The 20471-nt window shown below is 61.3% G+C and carries 30 protein-coding genes; 23 read left to right on the top strand and 7 right to left on the bottom strand.

The genetic code is table 11. The features are described 5' to 3' along the window. Nucleotides 1-2: 2 nt before the first annotated feature. Genes PSV38_RS01040 through PSV38_RS01030 form a run of 3 tightly spaced genes read right to left on the bottom strand, consistent with a single transcriptional unit; the run spans nucleotide 3 to nucleotide 3195 of the window. Complete coding sequence (locus PSV38_RS01040; RefSeq protein ID WP_300543827.1) at nucleotides 3-1811, bottom strand: ATP-binding protein; 1809 nt, start codon at nucleotides 1809-1811, stop codon at nucleotides 3-5. Further along, complete coding sequence (locus tag PSV38_RS01035) at nucleotides 1808-2473, bottom strand: response regulator transcription factor (protein WP_300543824.1); 666 nt, start codon at nucleotides 2471-2473, stop codon at nucleotides 1808-1810. The genes PSV38_RS01040 and PSV38_RS01035 overlap by 4 nt, the downstream gene beginning before the upstream one ends. A gap of 35 nt (nucleotides 2474-2508) precedes the next feature. Continuing rightward, on the bottom strand, nucleotides 2509-3195 hold the full coding sequence (locus tag PSV38_RS01030) for a YggS family pyridoxal phosphate-dependent enzyme (protein WP_300543821.1): 687 nt from the start codon (nucleotides 3193-3195) through the stop codon (nucleotides 2509-2511). Between the two features lie 36 nt (nucleotides 3196-3231). Between PSV38_RS01030 and PSV38_RS01025 the strand changes: the two genes are divergently transcribed. The 4 genes from PSV38_RS01025 to PSV38_RS01010 are packed head-to-tail and all read left to right on the top strand — an operon-like array spanning nucleotide 3232 to nucleotide 7014. Then, entirely contained in the window at nucleotides 3232-4275 is a 1044-nt protein-coding gene (locus PSV38_RS01025; RefSeq protein WP_300543819.1) for a type IV pilus twitching motility protein PilT, read from the top strand. A 1-nt stretch (nucleotide 4276) separates the two neighbouring features. Then, nucleotides 4277-4921, top strand: coding sequence for a Crp/Fnr family transcriptional regulator (locus PSV38_RS01020; protein WP_300543817.1), 645 nt, complete (start codon nucleotides 4277-4279; stop codon nucleotides 4919-4921). Between the two features lie 60 nt (nucleotides 4922-4981). Further along, nucleotides 4982-6118 (top strand): PilT/PilU family type 4a pilus ATPase, encoded by a 1137-nt coding sequence (locus PSV38_RS01015; RefSeq protein ID WP_300543815.1) that lies wholly within the window; start codon nucleotides 4982-4984, stop codon nucleotides 6116-6118. After that, nucleotides 6115-7014: an NAD(P)-dependent oxidoreductase gene (locus PSV38_RS01010; RefSeq protein WP_300544322.1), complete on the top strand. Its 900-nt coding sequence runs from the start codon at nucleotides 6115-6117 to the stop codon at nucleotides 7012-7014. Before PSV38_RS01015 ends, PSV38_RS01010 begins: the two co-directional genes overlap by 4 nt. Before the next feature lie 9 nt (nucleotides 7015-7023). Here the strand turns inward: PSV38_RS01010 and PSV38_RS01005 are convergent, their stop codons facing one another. The 3 genes from PSV38_RS01005 to PSV38_RS00995 are packed head-to-tail and all read right to left on the bottom strand — an operon-like array spanning nucleotide 7024 to nucleotide 8645. Continuing rightward, a complete protein-coding gene (locus PSV38_RS01005; protein WP_300544320.1) occupies nucleotides 7024-7671 on the bottom strand; it encodes a BON domain-containing protein in 648 nt (215 codons plus the stop codon). 5 nt (nucleotides 7672-7676) lie between these two features. Then, nucleotides 7677-8243, bottom strand: a complete 567-nt coding sequence (locus PSV38_RS01000; RefSeq protein ID WP_300543812.1) for an SIS domain-containing protein — start codon at nucleotides 8241-8243, stop codon at nucleotides 7677-7679. Nucleotides 8244-8261: 18 nt separating this feature from the next. Further along, nucleotides 8262-8645, bottom strand: coding sequence for a YraN family protein (locus tag PSV38_RS00995; protein ID WP_300543810.1), 384 nt, complete (start codon nucleotides 8643-8645; stop codon nucleotides 8262-8264). Here PSV38_RS00995 and rsmI point away from each other — a divergent pair. The 14 genes from rsmI (at nucleotide 8629) to rplO (ending at nucleotide 17640) form a co-directional block, all read left to right on the top strand. Continuing rightward, entirely contained in the window at nucleotides 8629-9546 is a 918-nt protein-coding gene (rsmI, locus tag PSV38_RS00990) for a 16S rRNA (cytidine(1402)-2'-O)-methyltransferase (RefSeq protein ID WP_300543808.1), read from the top strand. The two genes, PSV38_RS00995 and rsmI, sit on opposite strands and share 17 nt — an antisense overlap. Before the next feature lie 180 nt (nucleotides 9547-9726). Next, nucleotides 9727-10668, top strand: coding sequence for a triacylglycerol lipase (locus PSV38_RS00985; protein ID WP_300543806.1), 942 nt, complete (start codon nucleotides 9727-9729; stop codon nucleotides 10666-10668). A gap of 176 nt (nucleotides 10669-10844) precedes the next feature. Beyond that, nucleotides 10845-11780 (top strand): lipase secretion chaperone, encoded by a 936-nt coding sequence (locus PSV38_RS00980; RefSeq protein WP_300543804.1) that lies wholly within the window; start codon nucleotides 10845-10847, stop codon nucleotides 11778-11780. A 36-nt stretch (nucleotides 11781-11816) separates the two neighbouring features. Beyond that, a complete protein-coding gene (gene tldD / locus PSV38_RS00975) occupies nucleotides 11817-13277 on the top strand; it encodes a metalloprotease TldD (protein WP_300543802.1) in 1461 nt (486 codons plus the stop codon). Between the two features lie 227 nt (nucleotides 13278-13504). Then, nucleotides 13505-13873 carry a 50S ribosomal protein L14 gene (gene rplN / locus PSV38_RS00970; protein ID WP_125241506.1) on the top strand — a complete coding sequence of 123 codons (369 nt, stop codon included), beginning with the start codon at nucleotides 13505-13507 and terminating at the stop codon, nucleotides 13871-13873. Nucleotides 13874-13906: 33 nt separating this feature from the next. Further along, nucleotides 13907-14224 carry a 50S ribosomal protein L24 gene (rplX, locus tag PSV38_RS00965; protein ID WP_300543800.1) on the top strand — a complete coding sequence of 106 codons (318 nt, stop codon included), beginning with the start codon at nucleotides 13907-13909 and terminating at the stop codon, nucleotides 14222-14224. Between the two features lie 8 nt (nucleotides 14225-14232). Further along, complete coding sequence (gene rplE / locus PSV38_RS00960; protein ID WP_300543798.1) at nucleotides 14233-14784, top strand: 50S ribosomal protein L5; 552 nt, start codon at nucleotides 14233-14235, stop codon at nucleotides 14782-14784. A gap of 10 nt (nucleotides 14785-14794) precedes the next feature. Further along, nucleotides 14795-15100, top strand: a complete 306-nt coding sequence (gene rpsN / locus PSV38_RS00955) for a 30S ribosomal protein S14 (RefSeq protein WP_300543796.1) — start codon at nucleotides 14795-14797, stop codon at nucleotides 15098-15100. 29 nt (nucleotides 15101-15129) lie between these two features. Further along, nucleotides 15130-15525 carry a 30S ribosomal protein S8 gene (rpsH, locus tag PSV38_RS00950; protein ID WP_230180426.1) on the top strand — a complete coding sequence of 132 codons (396 nt, stop codon included), beginning with the start codon at nucleotides 15130-15132 and terminating at the stop codon, nucleotides 15523-15525. Between the two features lie 17 nt (nucleotides 15526-15542). Continuing rightward, nucleotides 15543-16076 carry a 50S ribosomal protein L6 gene (gene rplF, locus PSV38_RS00945; protein ID WP_300543794.1) on the top strand — a complete coding sequence of 178 codons (534 nt, stop codon included), beginning with the start codon at nucleotides 15543-15545 and terminating at the stop codon, nucleotides 16074-16076. A gap of 14 nt (nucleotides 16077-16090) precedes the next feature. Beyond that, entirely contained in the window at nucleotides 16091-16459 is a 369-nt protein-coding gene (gene rplR, locus PSV38_RS00940; RefSeq protein ID WP_290663592.1) for a 50S ribosomal protein L18, read from the top strand. 29 nt (nucleotides 16460-16488) lie between these two features. Next, the gene (gene rpsE, locus PSV38_RS00935) at nucleotides 16489-17007 is read left to right on the top strand and encodes a 30S ribosomal protein S5 (protein ID WP_300543790.1); all 519 of its coding nucleotides are present in this window, start codon (nucleotides 16489-16491) and stop codon (nucleotides 17005-17007) included. A gap of 16 nt (nucleotides 17008-17023) precedes the next feature. Then, nucleotides 17024-17206 carry a 50S ribosomal protein L30 gene (gene rpmD / locus PSV38_RS00930; RefSeq protein ID WP_230180430.1) on the top strand — a complete coding sequence of 61 codons (183 nt, stop codon included), beginning with the start codon at nucleotides 17024-17026 and terminating at the stop codon, nucleotides 17204-17206. After that, nucleotides 17206-17640 (top strand): 50S ribosomal protein L15, encoded by a 435-nt coding sequence (rplO, locus tag PSV38_RS00925; RefSeq protein WP_300543787.1) that lies wholly within the window; start codon nucleotides 17206-17208, stop codon nucleotides 17638-17640. Before rpmD ends, rplO begins: the two co-directional genes overlap by 1 nt. Nucleotides 17641-17660: 20 nt before the next feature. Here the strand turns inward: rplO and PSV38_RS00920 are convergent, their stop codons facing one another. After that, nucleotides 17661-17831: a hypothetical protein gene (locus PSV38_RS00920; RefSeq protein WP_300544339.1), complete on the bottom strand. Its 171-nt coding sequence runs from the start codon at nucleotides 17829-17831 to the stop codon at nucleotides 17661-17663. Here PSV38_RS00920 and secY point away from each other — a divergent pair. The 5 genes from secY (at nucleotide 17748) to rpsK (ending at nucleotide 20263) form a co-directional block, all read left to right on the top strand. Then, on the top strand, nucleotides 17748-18977 hold the full coding sequence (gene secY / locus PSV38_RS00915; protein ID WP_300544318.1) for a preprotein translocase subunit SecY: 1230 nt from the start codon (nucleotides 17748-17750) through the stop codon (nucleotides 18975-18977). The genes PSV38_RS00920 and secY overlap by 84 nt on opposite strands. A gap of 35 nt (nucleotides 18978-19012) precedes the next feature. After that, nucleotides 19013-19231 (top strand): translation initiation factor IF-1, encoded by a 219-nt coding sequence (gene infA / locus PSV38_RS00910; protein WP_011830996.1) that lies wholly within the window; start codon nucleotides 19013-19015, stop codon nucleotides 19229-19231. 69 nt (nucleotides 19232-19300) lie between these two features. After that, nucleotides 19301-19414 (top strand): 50S ribosomal protein L36, encoded by a 114-nt coding sequence (rpmJ, locus tag PSV38_RS00905; RefSeq protein WP_058086633.1) that lies wholly within the window; start codon nucleotides 19301-19303, stop codon nucleotides 19412-19414. Between the two features lie 39 nt (nucleotides 19415-19453). After that, on the top strand, nucleotides 19454-19816 hold the full coding sequence (gene rpsM / locus PSV38_RS00900) for a 30S ribosomal protein S13 (protein ID WP_290663604.1): 363 nt from the start codon (nucleotides 19454-19456) through the stop codon (nucleotides 19814-19816). 42 nt (nucleotides 19817-19858) lie between these two features. Next, nucleotides 19859-20263: a 30S ribosomal protein S11 gene (gene rpsK / locus PSV38_RS00895; RefSeq protein ID WP_230180434.1), complete on the top strand. Its 405-nt coding sequence runs from the start codon at nucleotides 19859-19861 to the stop codon at nucleotides 20261-20263. The last annotated feature ends 208 nt before the right edge of the window (nucleotides 20264-20471 follow it).

The raw sequence follows: 20471 nt of genomic DNA, 5'->3' as shown, positions 1-20471 counted from the left end.
GATCATGCCGCATCCAGGATGCGGATCAACTCGCTCGGGTTGAGTGGTTTGCGCAGCAGCGTGACCCCCACGCTGGCCGCGCGCGATCCCAGGTCGGCGGTCGCGTCGGCCGTCAGCAGGAAGGCGGGCAGGTCTTCGCCGAATTCGTAGCGCAATTGGGCGATGGCCTCCAGGCCGGTGATGGTCAAGCCCAGGCGGTAATCGCTGATCACGGCCACGGGCAGATCGCCCAAGGGCATCTCGCCGGAGGTTTGAAGCGCGGCCACGGCTTCCACCGCGATCTCCGGGGTGTGTCCGGTGGCGGCCTGCCAGCCGTTCTGACGCAGCACCAGTGCCATGCTCTCCAGCACTTGCGGCTCGTCGTCGATCACCACCACCACGCCGCGCTGATTCGGATCTTTAGGCGCGTCCTGACCGGCGCCGATCGAGTTTGACGATGGTGCCGCGATGGCCTCGCGCAGCGGCAGCCGCAGTGAAAAACACGATCCGCGCCCCAGCTTTGACCTCACGGTGACCTGAACGCGGCCCAGGCGGGCCAGGCGACGCACCACTGCCAGCCCCAGTCCAAGGCCCTCGCCTGAACGGCGCGCCGTGGTGTGGGCCTGAAAATAGTCGTCAAAAATGCGTTCTCGGTGCTCGGGAGCCACGCCCACGCCGCTGTCCCAGACCTGGCAGAGAACCCACCGCCCCCGCACCCGGGCACGCAGCCGAACCCGGCCCTGGTTGGTGTAGCGCACGGCATTGTTGAGCAGGTTGCGCAGGATGCGCTCGGTGAGGTGTGGATCAGCCTGCACCCATGCATCGGTGGCGTCCACCTGCCAGCTCAGGCCCTTGTTGTGGCACAGCACCGCGAATTCGTGGTCGAGGCGCCGATACAAGGTCGACAGGGCCAGGGCCTGGGGTTGGTGTTCGACCCGGGCGGCGTCGATGCTGGCCACGTCGAACATGCGCTCGAACAAGGTGCTCAGCGAGCGCAGGGAGGTGCTGATTTTGGACAACAGGTCCTGCCCCTCGGCCTTGGGCACCCAGGGGGTGAGGGCGTTGGTCAGCAGCATCATCACGTGCAGGGGCTGGCGCAGGTCGTGGCTGGCGGCGGCAAAGAACTCGCTCTTTTGCCGGTCGGCGCCCTCGGCCAGGGCCTTGGCCAGCGTGACCTGGTTGATCTCATGGCGCAGTTGCAGCACCAGGGCGGCGTTTTCGTGGCGCAGCAGGGCACCTTCGCGCAGGCGGCGGCTGATGCCTGAGGAGATGAACATGCAAGTGATCATGGACAGCAGCAGCACCACGGCCAGGTAGACGGAGCTGTCCTCGTGGTCCACCAGCAGGCGCATGCTGACCAGCAATAGCAGCGGAAAACTGCCAAAAAAACCGACGATCCAGTCGTGCACCAGCACCAGCATCAAGGTGTAGCCATACACGACCACGGCCGCCACCAGGCTCATCTTCCAGCTCGGGGTGGCCACACTCAGCAAGGCCACGCCCATCAAACCCCAGAACACGCTTTGAAGCAAATGCCACCCGACCAGGGTGGCGCGCCAGGTGCGGTAGCCCGAGGCGGCGATGCCAAAGCGCTGAAACTGCCGGGCCATCAGCCCCACGATGGCCCACACGATCAGCAGGCCGATGGCCGGGGCGACCCAATGCCAGCGCGGCAGCGGCGAGTCCTTCACCATCCAGGCCAACAACAACAGGGCGGGGATCTGCGGCAAGACCGAGCCGGGCGTGATGCGCCAGCTGTCTTGAAGCAATTGCAGGTCAATCCGGGACTCGATGGGCGCGAGCCCCTTGAGGGAGCCGCGCCACCAACTCACGGTAGCTGCTCCTCAGCAGGCGCTTGGCGTGAGCAGAGCAGCACCAGTTGGGTCCGGCTGTGCACCTTGTAGGCCCGGAAGATGGCACTGACATGCAGCTTCACGGTCTCGGGGCTGATGCCCAGGGCCGTGGCGATCACCGGGTTGGAGCAGCCGCGCGTGATCCAGGTCAACACGTCTTTCTGACGAGGCGTGAGCTTGATGCTGGGCAGCAGGTCTGGCGAATCGGGCAGGGTGGCCGCCGGGCTGGACAACAGGTCGGCCGGGAAGTGCAGCCGCCCCTCGACCAAGGCCTGCAGCGCCGTCATGAAGCCATCCAGCTCGCCCAGCTTGGGGATGAAGCACGAGGCGCCGTGGTGGATGCACTCCAGCGCCAGTTGCGCGTCGGTGCTGCCCGTGATGATGCCGATGCGCTGCGTGGTGGCCACCTGGCGCACGTGCTTGAGCGTGTCCACGCCGCTGCTGTCGGGCAAGCCCAGGTCCAGCAGAACCGCATCGATGGGGTCGGCGGCCGAGTTGGCCAGGTGTGACAGGGCGCTGCGGCAGGTGTTGGCCTGCGAGAAGCGCGCCAGCGGTTGCAGGCCTCTGATGGCGTGCATCATCCCTTCACGGATGAGGCTGTGATCATCAACTAACAGGTAATGCGGAGATTGGTGATCCATGGCGCCTTCTTCAGGGCGTGATCTTATCTGCGCCGTCAGCGTTGTCCAAAGATGGCCGAGCCAATTCGTACCATGGTTGACCCTTGTTCCACGGCCATTTCGAGGTCGGTGCTCATGCCCATCGACAAAGTATCCAGTGTTAACCCGTGATCACGCAGTTCATCGAACACTTCTCGTATCTTTTTCAGCGCCTGGTGTTGGGTGAATGCGTCGGTGCTGGGCGCGGGCAGGGCCATCACCCCCCTCAAGTGCAGGTGGGGCAGTTGGGCCACGGCTTGCGCCAGGGCCAGGGCCTCAGCCGGTTCGACGCCGCTTTTGCTGGCTTCGCCGCTGGTGTTGACCTGCACGCAGACCTGCAGCGGCGGGAGGTGAGTGGGTCTTTGGTCGCTCAGGCGCTGGGCAATCTTCAGGCGGTCCACCGTGTGCACCCAATCGAAGTTTTCGGCCACCACGCGGGTCTTGTTGCTCTGGAGCGGGCCGATCAAATGCCATTCGATCTGAGGACGCAAGTCTGCCAGCTCGGCCATCTTGTCCACCGCTTCCTGCACATAGTTTTCGCCAAAACTGTGCTGTCCGGCCTGAAAAGCCTCGCGCACATCGGCCGCCGGAAAGGTCTTGCTGACGGCCAGCAATGTGACACCATCGGCCGGACGGTCCACTTTTGAACAAGCCTGCGTTATTCGGCTTTGCACGAGTTGTAGCTTGCTGGTGATCGTCGCCATAATGGTCTGTCAAAGAAATCCCGGCCCCAATCATCCATGGATATCACCCAACTTCTCGCCTTCTCGGTCAAGAACAAAGCGTCTGACTTGCACTTGTCGGCGGGTTTGCCCCCCATGATCCGGGTGCACGGCGATGTGCGGCGCATCAACGTCGATGCGCTGGACCACAAGCAGGTCCACGAGATGGTGTACGACATCATGAACGACGCCCAGCGCAAGATGTACGAAGAGACGCTGGAATGCGACTTCTCCTTCGAGATCCAGGGGCTGGCGCGTTTTCGGGTCAACGCCTTCAACCAGAACCGGGGCGCTGGCGCCGTGTTCCGGACCATTCCGTCCAAGATCCTGACGCTGGAGCAGCTCAACGCGCCCAAGATTTTTGCCGACCTGTCGCTCAAGCCGCGTGGCCTGGTGCTGGTCACCGGCCCCACCGGTTCCGGCAAGTCGACCACGTTGGCTGGCATGGTCAATCACCTGAACGAGTCTGAATACGGCCACATCCTGACGGTCGAAGACCCGATCGAATTCGTGCACGAGTCCAAAAAATGCCTGATCAACCAGCGCGAGGTCGGGCCGCACACCATGAGCTTCTCGAACGCCTTGCGCTCAGCGCTGCGCGAAGACCCGGACTGCATCCTGGTGGGCGAAATGCGCGACCTGGAAACCATCCGCCTGGCCCTGACGGCCGCTGAAACCGGCCACTTGGTGTTCGGCACCCTGCACACCTCCAGTGCCGCCAAAACGATTGACCGTGTGGTCGACGTGTTCCCTGCTGCTGAAAAAGACATGGTCCGCGCCATGTTGTCCGAATCGCTGGTCGCGGTGATCTCGCAGTCGCTGTGCAAGCTCAAGGACGGGACGGGCCGCGTGGCCGCCCACGAAATCATGGTGGCCAATGCCGCCATCCGCAATCTGATCCGCGAAAACAAGATCGCCCAGATGTATTCCGCCATCCAGACCGGCAACAACGCCGGCATGCAGACGCTGGACCAGAACCTGTCCGACCTGGTTCGCCGCAACCTCATTTCTCCCGCCGAAGCCCGCTCCAGGGCCAAGTCGCCTGAGAACTTCCCGGGTTGACATGAGACGTTTGCTGGATCGATTCAAAAGCACGAGCCCTGGCGATACCTTTTCCGAGCGCGAAGCCGACGACGAAGGGTTCTTCTCCACGCAGTTCATGGAGCGGCCCGAAACCTCGCGCGCCGCTTCGGCCTGGACCTCGCGCGCCCTGGCCGTGGGCGCCCAAAGCCTGGATCCGCAGGTGGGGGTGGCCTTGCTGCTCAAAGCTTGGTCCGACGACACCTTCACCAGCCTGATGGGCGAGGCCGAGTGCGACAAACTGCGCGCTCACCTCGAATTTGTCACGGTCCCGGCCGGCCGTGAGTTGATCGTTCAGGATGAAAAAGGCGACTATGCCCTGGTGATCCTGGAGGGCTTGGTGGCGGTCGATCGCGTTCAGCCCACCGGTGAGCGGGCTCGCCTGGCCGAACTGCGTGAAGGAGACGTCTTGGGTGAAATGTCCTTGCTCGACGCGGGGTCGCGTTTCGCGTCCTGCCAGACGCTGAGCCGCTGTTCCCTGGTCATCATCACGCGCAGCGCGCTGGACGAATTCGCCATCGAAGAGCCCCGCCTCGGCTTTGCCTTGATGGCCGGCGTGGCTCGCCGCTTGTCCCTGCGCATGCGCCAACTCAGCGCGCGCTTGGGCGCCTTGCTGACGGCCGGTTGATTTACAGTCCACACAACAACAACACCATCGTCGTCTAAGACATTCACCGGGATTCACGCCATGGAACGCGATCAGGCCTCCAAATTCATCAACGATCTGCTCAAGCTGATGATCGCGCGCGGGGGTTCCGACTTGTTCCTCACCGCCGAGTTCCCGCCCGCCATCAAGGTGGATGGCAAGGTCACCAAGGTGTCGCCCCAGCCCCTGACGGCCCAGCACACCATGGCCTTGGCCCGTTCGATCATGAACGACAAGCAGGCCGCCGAGTTCGAGCGCACCAAGGAGTGCAACTTCGCGATCTCGCCGGGCGGGGTGGGGCGCTTTCGGGTCAATGTGTTCGTGCAGCAAAGTTTTGTGGGCATGGTCCTGCGGACCATTCCACAGCAATTGCCGTCGGTCGATGCCATGGGCCTGCCGCAGATCCTGAAAGAAGTGGCCATGAACAAGCGTGGCCTGGTGATCCTGGTGGGGGGCACGGGCTCGGGCAAATCGACCACGCTGGCCGCCATGGTGGACCACCGCAACGAGAACACCTACGGCCACATCATCACCATCGAAGACCCCGTGGAATTCGTGCACCCGCACAAGAACTGCATCGTCACCCAGCGCGAGGTCGGCATCGACACCGACGGATGGGAAATGGCGCTGAAGAACACCCTGCGCCAGGCGCCCGACGTGATCCTGATGGGCGAAGTCCGCGACCGCGAGACCATGGAGCACGCCGTGGCCTTTGCCGAAACCGGCCACTTGTGCATGGCCACCTTGCATGCCAACAGCGCCAACCAGGCGTTGGACCGCATCATCAACTTCTTCCCGGAAGAGCGCCGCACCCAGTTGCTGATGGACTTGTCGCTGAACCTGAAAGCGCTGGTCTCGCAACGCCTGCTGCCCCGCCAGGAAGGCAAGGGCCGCGCGGCCGCCGTCGAGATCCTGCTCAACACGCCGTTGATCAGCGACATGATCTTCAAGGGCGAGGTCGGCGAGATCAAGGAGATCATGAAGAAGTCGCGCGAGCTGGGCATGCAGACCTTCGACCAGGCCCTGTTCGACCTGTTCGAGAACAACGACATCACCTTTGAAGACGCCCTGCGCAACGCCGACTCGGTCAATGACCTGCGTCTGCAGATCAAGCTGCACAGCCAGCGCGCGCGCAGCCTCGACTTGGCTTCAGGCACCGAGCACTTCAAAATCGTCTGATGCCCGTGAGCAAAACCTACGAAGCCGTGGTGCCGCACAAGGTGGCCTTCCTGGGCCTGGGCACCATGGGCGCGCCCATGGCGGTGCACCTGCTCAAAGCCGGTCACCAGGTCACCGTCTACAACCGCACGCAGGCCAAGGCCTTGGCCTGGGTCGCCGAGCACGGTGGCGCCTGGGCCGTGTCACCGCGCGAGGCGGTGCGCGAGGCGCAGATCGTGTTCAGCTGCGTGGGCAATGACGACGACTTGCGCAGCATCACCGTGGGCCCCGAGGGTGCCTTCGGGGCCATGCCGGATGGCAGCGTGCTGGTCGACCACACCACCACCTCGGCCGAAGTGGCCCGCGAGCTCGCTCAAATCGCTGGCCACCAAGGCCTGCATTTCATCGATGCCCCCGTTTCGGGCGGCAACCTGGGCGCCCTCAATGGGGTGCTGACCGTCATGTGCGGTGGCGAGGCGGCGGCGTTCCACCGCGTCCAGCCCGTCTTGCAAGCCTATGCCCGAGCGGTCACCCACCTGGGCGCCAGCGGCTCGGGCCAACTGGCCAAGATGGTCAATCAGATCTGTGTGGCGGGTGTGCTGCAAGGCTTGTCAGAAGCCATGGCATTTGGTCAGACCGCAGGCTTGGACATGCAAGCCGTGCTCGGCGTCATCACTCAGGGCGCGGCCGGCAGCTGGCAAATGCAAAATCGCGGTCCCACCATGGTCAACGACCTGTTCGACTTCGGTTTCGCGGTCGACCTGATGCGCAAGGACCTCGGCCTCTGTCTGGACGAGGCCAAGCGCCTGGGCGCTCGCCTGCCTGCCACGGCCTTGATCGATCAGTTCTACGCCGATGTGCAAGGCATGGGCGGCGGCCGCTGGGACACCTCCAGCCTCATCCGCCGCTTGCGCTGAACCCCCTCATCAGGGATTGGAGGCTGCCGTAGCGGGTCGGGGTGGTGGCAGCTTGCGGGCCAATTCATCCTCCGTCATCAGCTGGAACACCTTGACCACCTTGGTCACGCCGCTCACCCCAGAGGCCAGCTCGGCCGCGCGGTTCGCTTCGCGTTCGGTCACCAGGCCCATCAAATAGACGTCACCGCGCTCCACCACGATCTTGAAGGCGTTGGAGAACATGTCGCGCGCGTCCACGAAACTGGCCTTGATCTTGCCTTTGATCAGCACATCGCTGGAGCGTGAGCCCAGTGTGCTGGCGCCCATCACGGCCAGTTCGTTGACCACGGATTGCACGTTCTCAACCCGCGCCACGGCTTGCTCGACGGCGGTGCGATCCGCCTCGGAGGCCACTTCGCCCGTCAACAAAATTAGGCGGTTGTAGGAGGTCGCGTTGACGTGGCCACTTTCGCCCACCGTTTCGCGGATGCGCGACGAGGCCTTGATCTCGATGCCCTGGTCTTCCAGCTGCGTGCCAGAGGTGCGGCGGTCCGAGGCCATGAACGCCCCGCCAATGGCCGAGCCCAGCACCAGCGGCGCGCAACCAGCCGTCAGGTTCAAAGCCAGTGCCAGCGCCGTCCAGCGGCCCAAGCGCCCCAGGTTCTGCAATGTGTTGATTTTCTTCAAGCCACGTCTCCTAGCAAATGGGTGTCCACGGCCTCGCACAGGCTGTGCAGGGCCAACCAAGCCACGGCAAAAAGCCGGGCCGCCTGGTGTCCGGGCAAAGGTACCCAGACGTCGGTGTCCCTCAGCAGCGGGCCCAGCACCGAAGCGGCCTCGCCGGTGAAGAGCACCAAAGTCAAATCTTGCTCACGTGCGGCCTCGGTGGCCGCCACCAACGCGGGTTCATCGCGTTCCAGCGAGAACGCCAGCCAGATGTCGCCCGGGTGGCCCAGGGCACGAACCTGCGCGACGAGGTTGTCATCCTTGCCTGGCACGGCCAGCGCGGCCAACGGCGGGCGCTCACGGCTCACGCCCTTGACCAGCAGGGACGCGGTTTGCTGCGCCAGCCATTCGGCTTCGGCCACGCCCGCGCACAGCACCTTGCCGCCCGCCGTCAGCGTGTGCGTGATGGCCTGGGCGGCGTAGTGCAGATGCAGCGCCAGACGATCCGCCGACTGGTAAAGCACATCGGCGGTCTCAAGGAAGGGCTGTTGCGAGAAAGGCTGTTGAAATGGTGTATCCGACATGAAGGTCGATGATAAGGGCTATGCCGAGGTGTCGAAGGCGGCCACGATCCATTCCAGCGCATCGCCGTCAATCGCCACCACGTCGAAGCGGCAGGGCGGCCAGGGGTTCAGTTGCATCAGGTAGTGCCGCGCGCCCCGAATGCAGCGCTGCTGCTTGCCGCGCCCGATACTGGCGGCCGCGCCACCGTGGGCGGCACCACTGCGCTGGCGCACTTCCACGAACACCAAAGTGCCGTCTCGATCATCGCGCATGATCAGGTCTACCTCTGCGCCGCGTGCCGAGGGGCCGCGCGCCACCCGATAATTGCGCTCAACCAGCTCCAGACCCTGCGCCTGCAAATAGGCCAGGGCGCGGCCCTCCGCTTCATCTCCCCGGGATTTCGTTGTGACCTTCGATGCCAATGTGCTGCTCCAGGCCGCTTCTCATGCCGCCGCCGGACAGCAGTATCCCAAAGGGGCGCTCTACTTGGTCGCCACCCCCATCGGCAACCTGGCCGACATGACCTTGCGCGCCATCCAGGTGCTCGTCCTGGCCGACGTGGTCGCCTGCGAGGACACACGCGTCACGGGGGGGCTGCTGCGGCACCTGGGCCTGGATAAACGCATGATGGCCGTTCATCAGCACAATGAAGCCAGTGCCGCGCACCAGGTCATCGAAGCTTTGCAGCTAGGCCAGCGCGTGGCCTACGTCAGCGATGCTGGCACGCCCGCCGTGTCCGACCCTGGCGCGCAGTTGGTGGCCCGGGTCCAGGCGGCAGGCCTGCGCGCCGTGCCCATTCCCGGTGTGAGCAGCGTCACCACCGCGCTCAGTGTGGCAGGCGACACCGCCAGCACCGGCTTTCATTTCATGGGCTTCCTGCCCGCCAAAGGCGCCGCGCGCGCCACGGCCCTGACCGAAGCCTTGGCCTGGCCCGGCAGCCTGGTCCTGTTCGAAGCCCCCCACCGCATCGAGGATCTGGCCCGCGACCTGCAAACGCATGCTGCCCACCGCCAAGTCACCCTGTGCCGCGAGTTGACCAAACAATTCGAAGAAATTGCCACCCTGGGCGTGGCCCAGTTGCCCGATTGGATCAAGGCTCAACCGCACCGCGACCGGGGCGAATTCGTCGTGGTGGTCCACGCCGCCGGTGCGGTCGCGGCCGCTGACGAGTTCTCAACCGAAGTGCTGGCGCTGCTCCAGGCCCTGTCGTCGCATCTGCCCATCAAGCAGGCGGCCGGCCTGGTCGCCGATGTCACCCACCTGCCTCGCAAGGCCCTCTACGAGAAAGCCCTGAGTTGGCGCCAGGCCGACGAGCAGGCCTGACAGCCTTTGTTCCCCGAGCACTGATTCGCGGGGTGGGCAAACCCCGGATTCAAGGGCTAACCCGAGCGACTTGCCAATTATTTAACGGAATACTCGCTCCATCGTTCATATAACGATTTGCGTCATAACTTGACTGCACCGCAACAACACGGTGCGAGTGACTTCCCTAGGAGATTTGCAATGAAATTCGGATTCACCATGCGCGCCGTGTGTGCCGCTGTCGCCCTGGCCGGTGCTGCCATGACCCCCGCCGCCCACGCTGGCACGGCCTCCAAGACCAAGTACCCATTGGTGCTGGTCCACGGCTTCATCGGCTTTGACAACATCCTGGGCATCCAGTACTTTTACACCATCCCCGGCGCCCTCCGCGACGACGGCGCAACCGTCTACATCGCCTCGGTCAACCCTTCGCAAACCACGGAATTCCGTGGTGAAGAGTTGATCCAGCAGATGAAGCAATGGGCCGCCAAAGACGGCGTCAAGAAGTTCAACCTGATCGGTCACAGCCATGGTGGCCCCACCGTTCGCTACGCTGCCGGCACCGTGCCGACCATGGTGGCCAGCGTTTCCACGGTCGCCGGTACCCACTTCGGCAGCAAGGTCGCTGATGACATCCTGGCGGGCACCACCCCCGGCGGCGCCTTTGACCAAACCGCCACGGCTGGCTTGCAGCTGATCTCCTGGCTGACCGGCAACAAGACTACCGCCGATGCCAATTTGCTGGTTGCCTTGAACGCCCTGAGCGCCCCGGGCGCCGCCGCCTTCAATGCCAAGTACCCCGCTGGTGCGCCCACCACCGTCTGCGGTCAAGGCCCCAGCAGTGCCAAGGTTGCTGGCAACAGTATCCTGTTCTATTCCTTCTCGGGCACCTCACTCAAGACCAACACCAGCGACATCTCTGATGCGCTGCTGGCCTACACTGGTGACTACTTCAAGGGCGAAGCCAACGACGGCCTGGTGTCGCGTTGCTCCAGCCATTGGGGCAAGGTCGTCAAAGACAATTACCCGTGGAATCACCTGGACGAAATCAATCAGGTCCTGGGCGGCATCGGCAAGGGTGCACCAGAGCCTGCCGCGTTCTACAAGCAGCACGCCAACCGCCTGAAATGGGCTTTCCTGTGATGGGTTGATACTCCGGGCTGAGCACCTCAGCCTTTGAGTCAGGCAAGGGTCGCCTCCACAAGAGGTTGGCCCTTGTTGTCGTTTGGCGTCATAGGTTTCCCGGGTGTGGTGTGCGCGACTTGCCCGAATAATGCGGGCAGCCGGGAAATTCCCTTGGCTTTGACAGGACGTGTGTGATGCAAGTGCGTGGAATGTGGGTGACCGGGTTGTTCGCCGTCGTCATCGGGGTGGGCAGCGTCGTGCTCTGGCAACGCTCGCCCACCGAAACCTTGCCCTCTGGGCGGTCGAGCGCCAGCCATGACACCCAGGGTTGGGATCTCATCAGCGGCGCCAAAGAGACCGTGGCCAGTGGCGCGGCCGCAGCCGCCCCAGTGCGCACGCCGGATCAGGTGCGCGTGCGCCTGTTCAAGGAAGGCTCTTTCGCCGGAACCGAGCCCGCCGGCAGTTGGTGTGTGAGCGACCAAAAGCTCAAGCCCTGCCCGGAGCTACGCAGCCGCTTCGAGTACTACGTCCTGGGCCTGGGTGAGGTCACCATCGAAGAGGTCCGTGGCCTCATCCAAGAGGAGGCCAAGCGTGCCAACGGAGAGGTCCTCGCTGCCCAGATCATGGCCATCTGGGACAAATACTGGCAAGTTCGCACCTACGCCTGGCGCCACAAGTTCATCCAGGCTGACCGCAGCACCTGGATGCCGGTGTTCGAGGAGCAACGCTCCGTGCGCCGCCAGATCCTCGGCCAACCCTGGGCCGAAGCCTTCTTCAAGGAAGATGAGCAGCACTTCCAAGAGTACTACGCCCAACTCGAATCTGGCCTGCCGCCCCCGCCCGACCCCGGCGAACCGGTGCCTCAGATGGCCCCGGGCAAAGATCCCGCCGCCGTCCGTGCTGAGCGCATCGCCCGCTACGGCGAAGCCGCCGCCGATCGCCTGGACAAGGCAGATGCCGAATGGGCCGACTGGGAGCGCCGCCTGAACGCCGCCAAAGCCGAATGGGATCGCCTGCAAAAGTCCACTAACCTGTCGGACGCCCAGCGCAAAACCGAGATGAGTGCCTATGTCAAAGCCAACTTTGCAGCCGACGAACAACTTCGCGTGCAGGCCCTTTTGCACCTGTGATCTCCGGGCATCAAGCAAGACTCCTACAATGACTCCATGATTGCTGTTGACGCCACCATCGAACGACTCCACACCGCCCGCGAACTCCTGCTCGCACCCTACGGTCTGGACGAATCCACCCTGCTCAAGGCCCTCAAGGTCATCACGGAACACCGTGTTGACGATGCTGACCTGTACTTCCAGTACACCCGCTCCGAGGGTTGGAGTCTGGAAGAGGGCATCGTCAAATCCGGCAGTTTCGGCATTGACCAGGGCGTCGGCGTGCGCGCTGTCTCTGGTGAAAAAACCGCCTTCGCTTACTCAGACGACATCTCCGAAGCGGCCCTGCTTGACGCGGCCCGCACCGTGCGCACCATCGCCTCGGCCGGCCAAAGCCGCCGCGTCAAGGTAGGCGCCCACACTGTGGCAGGCGGTCGTCGCCTTTACCCCGCTTTCGACCCCATCGCCTCGCTCGACAGTGCTGAGAAGGTCGCCCTGCTCGAAAACATCGAAAAGCGCGCCCGCGCCAAGGACCCCCGCGTCGTGCAGGTCATGGCCGGACTGGGCTGCGAATACGACGTCGTCATGGTCGCCCGTGCCGATGGCACCCTGGCCGCCGACGTGCGCCCGCTGGTGCGCCTGTCGCTCACCGTCATTGCCGAGCAAAATGGCCGCCGCGAAGTCGGGTCCTCCGGTGGTGGGGGCCGCTTTGGCCTGGCCTACTTCACCGACGACATGCTCCAGCGCTACGTTGACCAAGCCGTGCACGCGGCCTCCGTCAATCTGGAAGCCCGTCCCGCGCCGGCTGGCGAAATGACCGTCGTGCTGGGCAATGGCTGGCCCGGCATCTTGCTGCATGAAGCCGTCGGCCATGGCTTGGAAGGCGATTTCAACCGCAAGGGCTCCAGCGTGTTCTCGGGCCGCGTCGGCCAGCGCGTGGCCGCCAAGGGCGTCACCGTGCTCGACGACGGCACCATCCCTGACCGCCGCGGCTCCCTGAACGTTGACGATGAAGGCTGCGCCACCGAGCGCACCGTGCTCATTGAAGATGGCATCCTGCGTGGCTACATTCAAGACGCCACCAATGCGCGCCTCATGAAGACCAAGCCCACGGGCAACGGCCGCCGTGAAAGCTATGCCCACGTCCCCATGCCCCGCATGACCAATACCTACATGTTGGCCGGCGACAAAAATCCCCAAGAAATCGTGGCCTCCATCAAGCGGGGCCTCTACGCGGTCAACTTCGGTGGTGGCCAAGTCGACATCACCAGCGGCAAGTTCGTCTTCTCGGCCTCCGAGGCGTATTGGGTTGAGAACGGCAAGATCCAGTACCCGGTCAAGGGCGCGACCCTGATCGGCAACGGCCCCGACGCGCTCACGCGCATCAGCATGATCGGCAACGACCTTGAGCTGGACAGCGGCGTGGGCACCTGTGGCAAAGATGGCCAAAGCGTGCCTGTCGGTGTCGGCCAACCCACTTTGCGCATCGATGGATTGACTGTTGGCGGAACCGCTTGACACTCTTTCCAAAAGTAGTGCATAATCGAATTCTTCGCTGAAACAAGGTTTGAGTTCCAGCCCAAGTCCCTCGATTGACCTGATGCAAATTCAGATCGGTTGCTGCGGCGGGTAAATCAAGGGCTCAGACTTTATTTCAGATCCGCCCGTTCTACGGGCCCAAGACTGACTGTTCGTTGTTGTGCAATTTTTGTGCAGCCGAAAAGCCAAGTTGGGGTAAGTACACCATGATTCAAATGCAATCGCGACTTGACGTCGCTGACAACACGGGTGCCAAGAGCGTCATGTGCATCAAGGTGCTCGGTGGCTCCAAGCGTCGTTACGCCGGTATTGGCGACATCATCAAGGTCAGCATCAAAGAAGCTGCTCCTCGTGGTCGCGTCAAAAAAGGCGAAGTCTACAGCGCTGTGGTCGTCCGCACCGCCAAGGGTGTTCGTCGTCAAGACGGTTCGCTCATCAAGTTTGATGGCAATGCAGCTGTGCTGTTGAACGCCAAGCTGGAGCCCATCGGCACCCGCATCTTCGGCCCCGTGACGCGTGAACTGCGTACCGAGCGCTTCATGAAGATCGTGTCGCTGGCTCCTGAAGTCCTCTGATCCTCTGGCGTAGCTGCAAAGGACACACAGCCCATGAACAAGATTCGTACAGGCGACCAGGTCATCGTGTTGACCGGTCGTGACAAAGGTAAGCGCGGCACCGTTTCGGTCCGCGTGGATGAAGACCATCTGGTGGTCGATGGCGTGAACATGGTTAAAAAGCATGTTCGCCCCAACCCCATGAAGGGCACCACCGGCGGCATCGTTGATAAGACCATGCCCATTCACCAGTCCAACATCGCCATCTTCAATGCCGCTACCGGCAAGGCTGATCGTGTTGGCATCAAGCTCCTGGCTGACGGCAAGAAAGTTCGCGTCTTCAAGTCCAGCGGCGAAGAAATCAAGGCTTGAGGTTCAAGATGACTCAACAAACTGCACGCCTGCAAGACTTTTACCGCGAGACTGTCGTTCCGGCGCTCGTTGAAAAGTTCGGCTACAAGTCCGTGATGCAAGTGCCCCGCCTGACCAAGATCACCCTGAACATGGGTGTCTCGGAAGCGGTGTCCGACAAGAAGGTCATGGAGCACGCTGTGAGCGACCTGACCAAGATCGCTGGCCAAAAGCCCGTGGTCACCATGTCGCGCAAAGCCATCGCCGGTTTCAAGATCCGCGAAAACATGCCCATCGGCTGCATGGTCACCCTGCGTGGTGTCCGCATGTACGAATTCCTGGACCGTTTCGTCACCGTTTCGCTGCCCCGCGTTCGTGACTTCCGCGGTATCTCGGGTCGTTCATTCGATGGTCGTGGCAACTACAACGTCGGTGTGAAAGAACAGATCATTTTCCCGGAAATCGAGTACGACAAAATCGACGCGATCCGTGGTCTGAACATCAGCATCACCACCAGCGCGAATACCGATGACGAGGCCAAGGCCCTGTTGACGGCATTCAAGTTCCCTTTCAAGAACTGAGGTAGAGAACGTGGCAAAACTGTCTCTGATCCAACGCGAAGAAAAGCGCGAAAAGCTGGTGGCCCAATACGCCAAGAAGTACGCCGAACTGAAAGGCATCATCAATGATGCCAAGAAGTCCGACGAAGAGCGCTACGCCGCTCGTCTTGAGCTGCAAAAGTTGCCCCGCAATGCAAACCCGACCCGTCTGCGCAATCGTTGCAGCTTGACTGGTCGTCCGCGCGGCACGTTCCGCCAATTTGGCTTGGGTCGTTCCAAGATCCGTGAATTGGCTTTCGCTGGCGACATCCCCGGTGTCACCAAGGCAAGCTGGTAATCGGCTAGGGCACGAACAGGAGTTATTCCATGAGCATGAGTGATCCCATCGCCGACATGCTGACTCGCATCCGCAACGCACAAATGGTCCAAAAAACCAGCGTCACGATGCCGTCATCAAAGTTAAAAGTCGCGATCGCCCAGGTCCTGAAGGACGAAGGTTACATCGACTCTTACGTCGTTGCAGGCGAGGCTACCAAGCCCGCGCTTGAAATTTCGCTGAAGTATTACGCCGGTCGCCCGGTCATCGAGCGCATCGAGCGAGTCAGCCGTCCCGGCCTTCGCATCTACAAGGGTCGCCACGACATTCCTCAGGTCCAAAACGGCCTGGGTGTTGCCATCGTGACGACGCCCAAGGGTGTGATGACCGATCGCAAAGCACGTGCTGCCGGTATCGGTGGCGAAGTGCTCTGCTACGTCGCCTAACCCTTAGGAGCATCGCAATGTCCCGCGTAGGAAAAATGCCGATCGCCGTCCCTCAGGGTGTGGACGTGCAGATCTCTGCAGAACAAATCACCATCAAGGGCGCCCTGGGCACCTTGAGTCGCCCTCAGCACCGCCTGGTCGCCGTTCAAAACGACGCCGGTGTGTTGAAAGTGTCCCCGGCTGACAACAGCACTGAAGCTGATGCCATGTCGGGCACGATCCGCGCCTTGTTGAACAACATGGTCAACGGCGTGAGCAAGGGCTTCGAGAAAAAGCTGACCCTGGTCGGTGTGGGCTTTCGTGCCCAGGCCCAAGGCCAGAAGCTGAATCTGCAAATCGGATTCTCTCACCCAGTCGTCAAGGACATGCCCGCTGGCATCAAGGTCGAGACCCCGTCTCAGACCGAAGTGCTGATCAAGGGTGTGGATCGTCAGGTCGTCGGCCAGATCGCCGCAGAAGTGCGTGCTTTCCGTCCCCCCGAGCCCTACAAGGGCAAGGGCATTCGTTATGCCGACGAGCGCGTGGTCTTGAAAGAGACCAAGAAGAAGTAAGGAGCTGATTCATCATGTCTACCAACAAGAAAGAACAGCGCCTGCGCCGCTCGCGTCAAACCCGTGCACGCATCGCGCTCCAGGGCGCGGCCCGTCTCTCGGTGTTCCGCACCAACCTGCACATCTACGCCAGCGTGATTTCTGGCGATGGCAACACTGTCATCGCCTCGGCCTCAACCGCCGAAAAAGAAATCCGCACCCAATTGGGCGCGGCTGGCAAAGGTGGCAATGTGGACGCCGCCACGCTGATTGGCAAGCGAATCGCCGAAAGGGCGAAAGCTGCTGGCGTCGAGAAGGTGGCTTTCGACCGTGCGGGCTTCGCCTACCACGGCCGTGTCAAGGCATTGGCTGAAGCGGCTCGCGAAGCCGGTCTTCAGTTCTAAGCCGCGTCTGGCAACCGGAAGGAATTCAAATGGCTAAGTTTCAACCCAAGGTCGCTGACGAAGGTCGTGACGACGGTTTAAAAGAAAAGATGATTCAAGTGAATCGCGTGACCAAAGTGGTCAAGGGCGGTCGGATCATGGGTTTCGCCGCGTTGACCGTGGTCGGTGATGGTGACGGCAAAGTCGGCATGGGCAAAGGCAAGGCGCGTGAAGTGCCCCTGGCCGTGTCCAAGGCGATGGAACAAGCTCGTCGCAACATGGTCAAGGTCAACCTGAAGCAGGGTTCGGTCTACCACACGGTGTTCGGCGAACACGGCGCGGCTCGCGTCATGTTGGCTCCCGCGCCTGCTGGTACCGGCATCATTGCTGGCGGCCCGATGCGTGCTGTGTTCGAGATGATGGGCGTGACCGACATCGTGGCCAAGAGCTTCGGTTCGAGCAACCCCTACAACATGGTTCGCGCCACGTTTGACGCCTTGAACAAGTCGACCACCCCGGCCAATGTCGCTGCAAAGCGTGGCCTGTCGGTTGAAGACATCTTCAACTGATCGCCGGAGAACCGTCATGAGCGAAAAGAAAACAGTCACAGTCAAGCTCGTTCGCAGCGTCATCGGTACCCGTCAGGACCACCGTGACACCGTGCGCGGCTTGGGTCTGCGTCGCTTGAACAGCACCGCTGTCCTTGAGGACACCGCTGCCGTTCGCGGCATGATCAACAAGGTCAGCTATCTGATTCAGGTGATCTAATGGAACTCAATACCATCAAGCCCGCCTCGGGTTCGAAGCATTCCAAGCGCCGTGTTGGCCGCGGGATCGGTTCGGGTCTGGGCAAGACCGCAGGTCGCGGTCACAAAGGTCAAAAGTCACGTTCGGGTGGCTACCACAAGGTTGGTTTCGAGGGCGGTCAAATGCCTTTGCAACGTCGCCTGCCCAAGCGCGGTTTCAAGTCGCATCTGCTGAAGTACAACGCGCAGATCACTTTGACTGATTTGGAATTGCTGAGCGTCGGCGAAGTGGACATCCTCACCCTGAAGCAAGCCGGTCTGGTGCCGCAAATTGCCAAGGTCGTGAAGGTCATCAAGACTGGCGAACTCACCAAGAAGGTGTCCCTCAAGGGCATCGGCGCGACTGCAGCTGCAAAGGCGGCCATTGAGGCTGCTGGCGGCGCGATCGCTGAGTGATGATGTCTGACTGAACGGATTCAAGCGTGGCGACTTCTCCCAATCAACTGGCTCAAAGCGGAAAATTCGGCGACCTTCAACGTCGTCTGGTTTTCCTGCTGCTGGCGCTGGTCGTTTACCGCATCGGGGCGCACATCCCCGTGCCTGGTATCGATCCTGCCCAGCTGCAACAGTTGTTCAAGGGCCAGCAAGGCGGCATCCTGAGTCTGTTCAACATGTTTTCGGGTGGTGCGTTGTCGCGCTTCACCGTCTTTGCGTTGGGCATCATGCCGTACATCTCGGCGTCCATCATCATGCAGATGATGGGCTACGTGGTCCCCACCCTCGAGGCCTTGAAAAAGGAAGGCGAGGCTGGTCGGCGCAAGACGACGCAGTACACACGCTACGCCACCTTGGGTTTGGCCTTGTTCCAGTCTTTCGGCATTGCCGTGGCGTTGGAAGGAACCGCTGGTCTGGTCATCAGCCCAGGCATGGGTTTTCGCTTCACCACGATGATGAGCCTGACGGCAGGCACGATGTTCCTTATGTGGCTGGGTGAACAAATCACCGAGCGCGGTCTGGGCAACGGTATTTCGATCCTGATTTTTGGCGGTATCGCGGCTGGCTTGCCAAGTGCCATCGCTGGTTTATTCGGATTGGTTGGCAACGGTGCGATGAGCATCCCTGCGGCGATTTTCATCGTGTTGTTGATCGTCCTGGTGACTTATTTTGTGGTCTTCGTTGAGCGTGGGCAACGCAAGATCCTGGTGAACTACGCCAAGCGTCAAGTGGGCAACCGCGTTTACGGTGGACAATCGTCACACCTGCCGCTGAAGGTCAACATGGCGGGTGTGATTCCCCCGATCTTTGCTTCGTCGATCATCTTGCTGCCCACCACAGCAGTCGGTTGGTTCGCCACGGGTGAGAGCATGCGTTGGTTGAAGGACTTGGCTGGCATGTTGTCGCCTGGTCAACCGATCTACGTGCTTTTGTATTCTGTTGCCATCGTCTTCTTCTGCTTTTTCTATACCGCGTTGGTCTTCAACAGCCGTGAAACTGCAGACAATTTGAAGAAGAGCGGTGCCTTCATTCCCGGTATCCGCCCTGGTGATCAAACGGCGCGTTACATCGACAAGATTCTTGCCCGTCTGACCCTGGTGGGTGCTGTTTACATCACGGCCGTGTGCCTGCTGCCCGAGTTCCTCGTGCTCAAGTACAACGTCCCTTTCTATTTCGGCGGGACCTCGCTCTTGATCATCGTGGTTGTCACGATGGACTTCTGGGCCCAGGTTCAGTCTTATCTGATGTCTCAGCAGTATGAATCGCTGCTGAAAAAGGCAAACTTTAAATCGAGCTGATCGCGGTGACGCAGGTCAATGCAACTTAGGAAAACATGTCGAAAGACGACGTCATCCAGATGCAGGGTGAAATTCTGGAAAATCTCCCGAATGCCACCTTTCGCGTGAAGCTTGAGAACGGGCACGTGGTTCTCGGTCACATTTCCGGCAAAATGCGCATGCACTACATCCGCATCCTGCCAGGAGACAAAGTGACCGTGGAGCTCACACCCTATGATTTGAGTCGTGCTCGCATCGTATTCCGGGCGAAGTGAGTTGAGTTTTTGTTGACCCCGGAAACGTGGGCGAATTTCCGTTGAGTTTCAACGGTCCAGGAGAAGATCATGAAAGTTTCGGCTTCCGTCAAAGTGATGTGCCGCAATTGCAAAATCATCCGTCGCAAGGGTGTGGTCCGTGTCATCTGCACGGATCCCCGCCACAAGCAACGCCAGGGTTAAGCCTGGTTTAGCGACGACACACGCCTTCAGAGGACAGTTATGGCACGTATTGCTGGCATCAACATTCCGCCGCACAAGCACACCGAAATCGGTTTGACTTCTATTTACGGCATCGGTCGCACCACTGCGCAGAAAATCTGCACGGTGAGCGGCATCCCGTACAACAAGAAGATCAAAGACCTGACGGACGGCGATTTGGAAAAAATCCGGGACGAAGTGGCAAAGATCACCATTGAAGGTGACCTGCGTCGCGAAATCTCGATCAACATCAAGCGTTTGATGGACTTGGGCTGCTACCGCGGCTTCCGTCACCGTCGTGGTTTGCCCATGCGCGGTCAACGCACCCGCACCAATGCACGTACCCGCAAGGGCCCGCGCAAGTCGATCGCTGGTAAGAAGTGATCGTCTGGGTGTCGCCGTTCATTAAGATGAGAGAAGATAACCATGGCTAAAGCACCTGCCAACACGGCAGCACGTCGTGTGAGCAAGAAGGTCCGCAAGAACATCGCGGACGGCATCGCTCACGTGCATGCGTCGTTCAACAATACGATCATCACGATCACCGATCGCCAAGGTAATTCCCTGGCGTGGGCGTCGAGTGGTGGTCAGGGTTTCAAGGGCTCACGCAAGTCCACTCCCTTCGCTGCCCAGGTGGCTGCTGAAGTGGCTGGTCGTGCTGCCCAAGAACAAGGCATCAAGAACCTGGACGTCGAGATCAAGGGCCCCGGTCCTGGTCGCGAATCCTCGGTTCGCGCTTTGGCCGCTCTCGGCATCCGGATCAACATGATCTCTGACGTGACGCCAGTGCCGCACAACGGCTGCCGTCCTCAGAAGCGTCGTCGTATCTGATGTGACATCGGGCCTCGTGCGTGTCCTGTTCAGGACGCGGGCGAGGCTTCATTGTTTGGGGCGTTCACCCCAGGCGATGGTTCGGAAAATGCTCAGTGAATCTGTTCGCAGTTTCTTGAGTATTTTTTTGCAACTGTTATACTCGCGAGTTCTCTGCACCTGACTGGGTGCGCTTTGTGTTGGTGAGCCGTCAAGGCCCTTGACATGT

Source organism: Aquabacterium sp. (genome assembly GCF_029946005.1).
Taxonomy (GTDB): Bacteria; Pseudomonadota; Gammaproteobacteria; order Burkholderiales; family Burkholderiaceae_C; genus Aquabacterium.
Note: the sequence above shows the minus strand (reverse complement) of the source record. Positions and strands in the feature narration are given on the sequence as shown.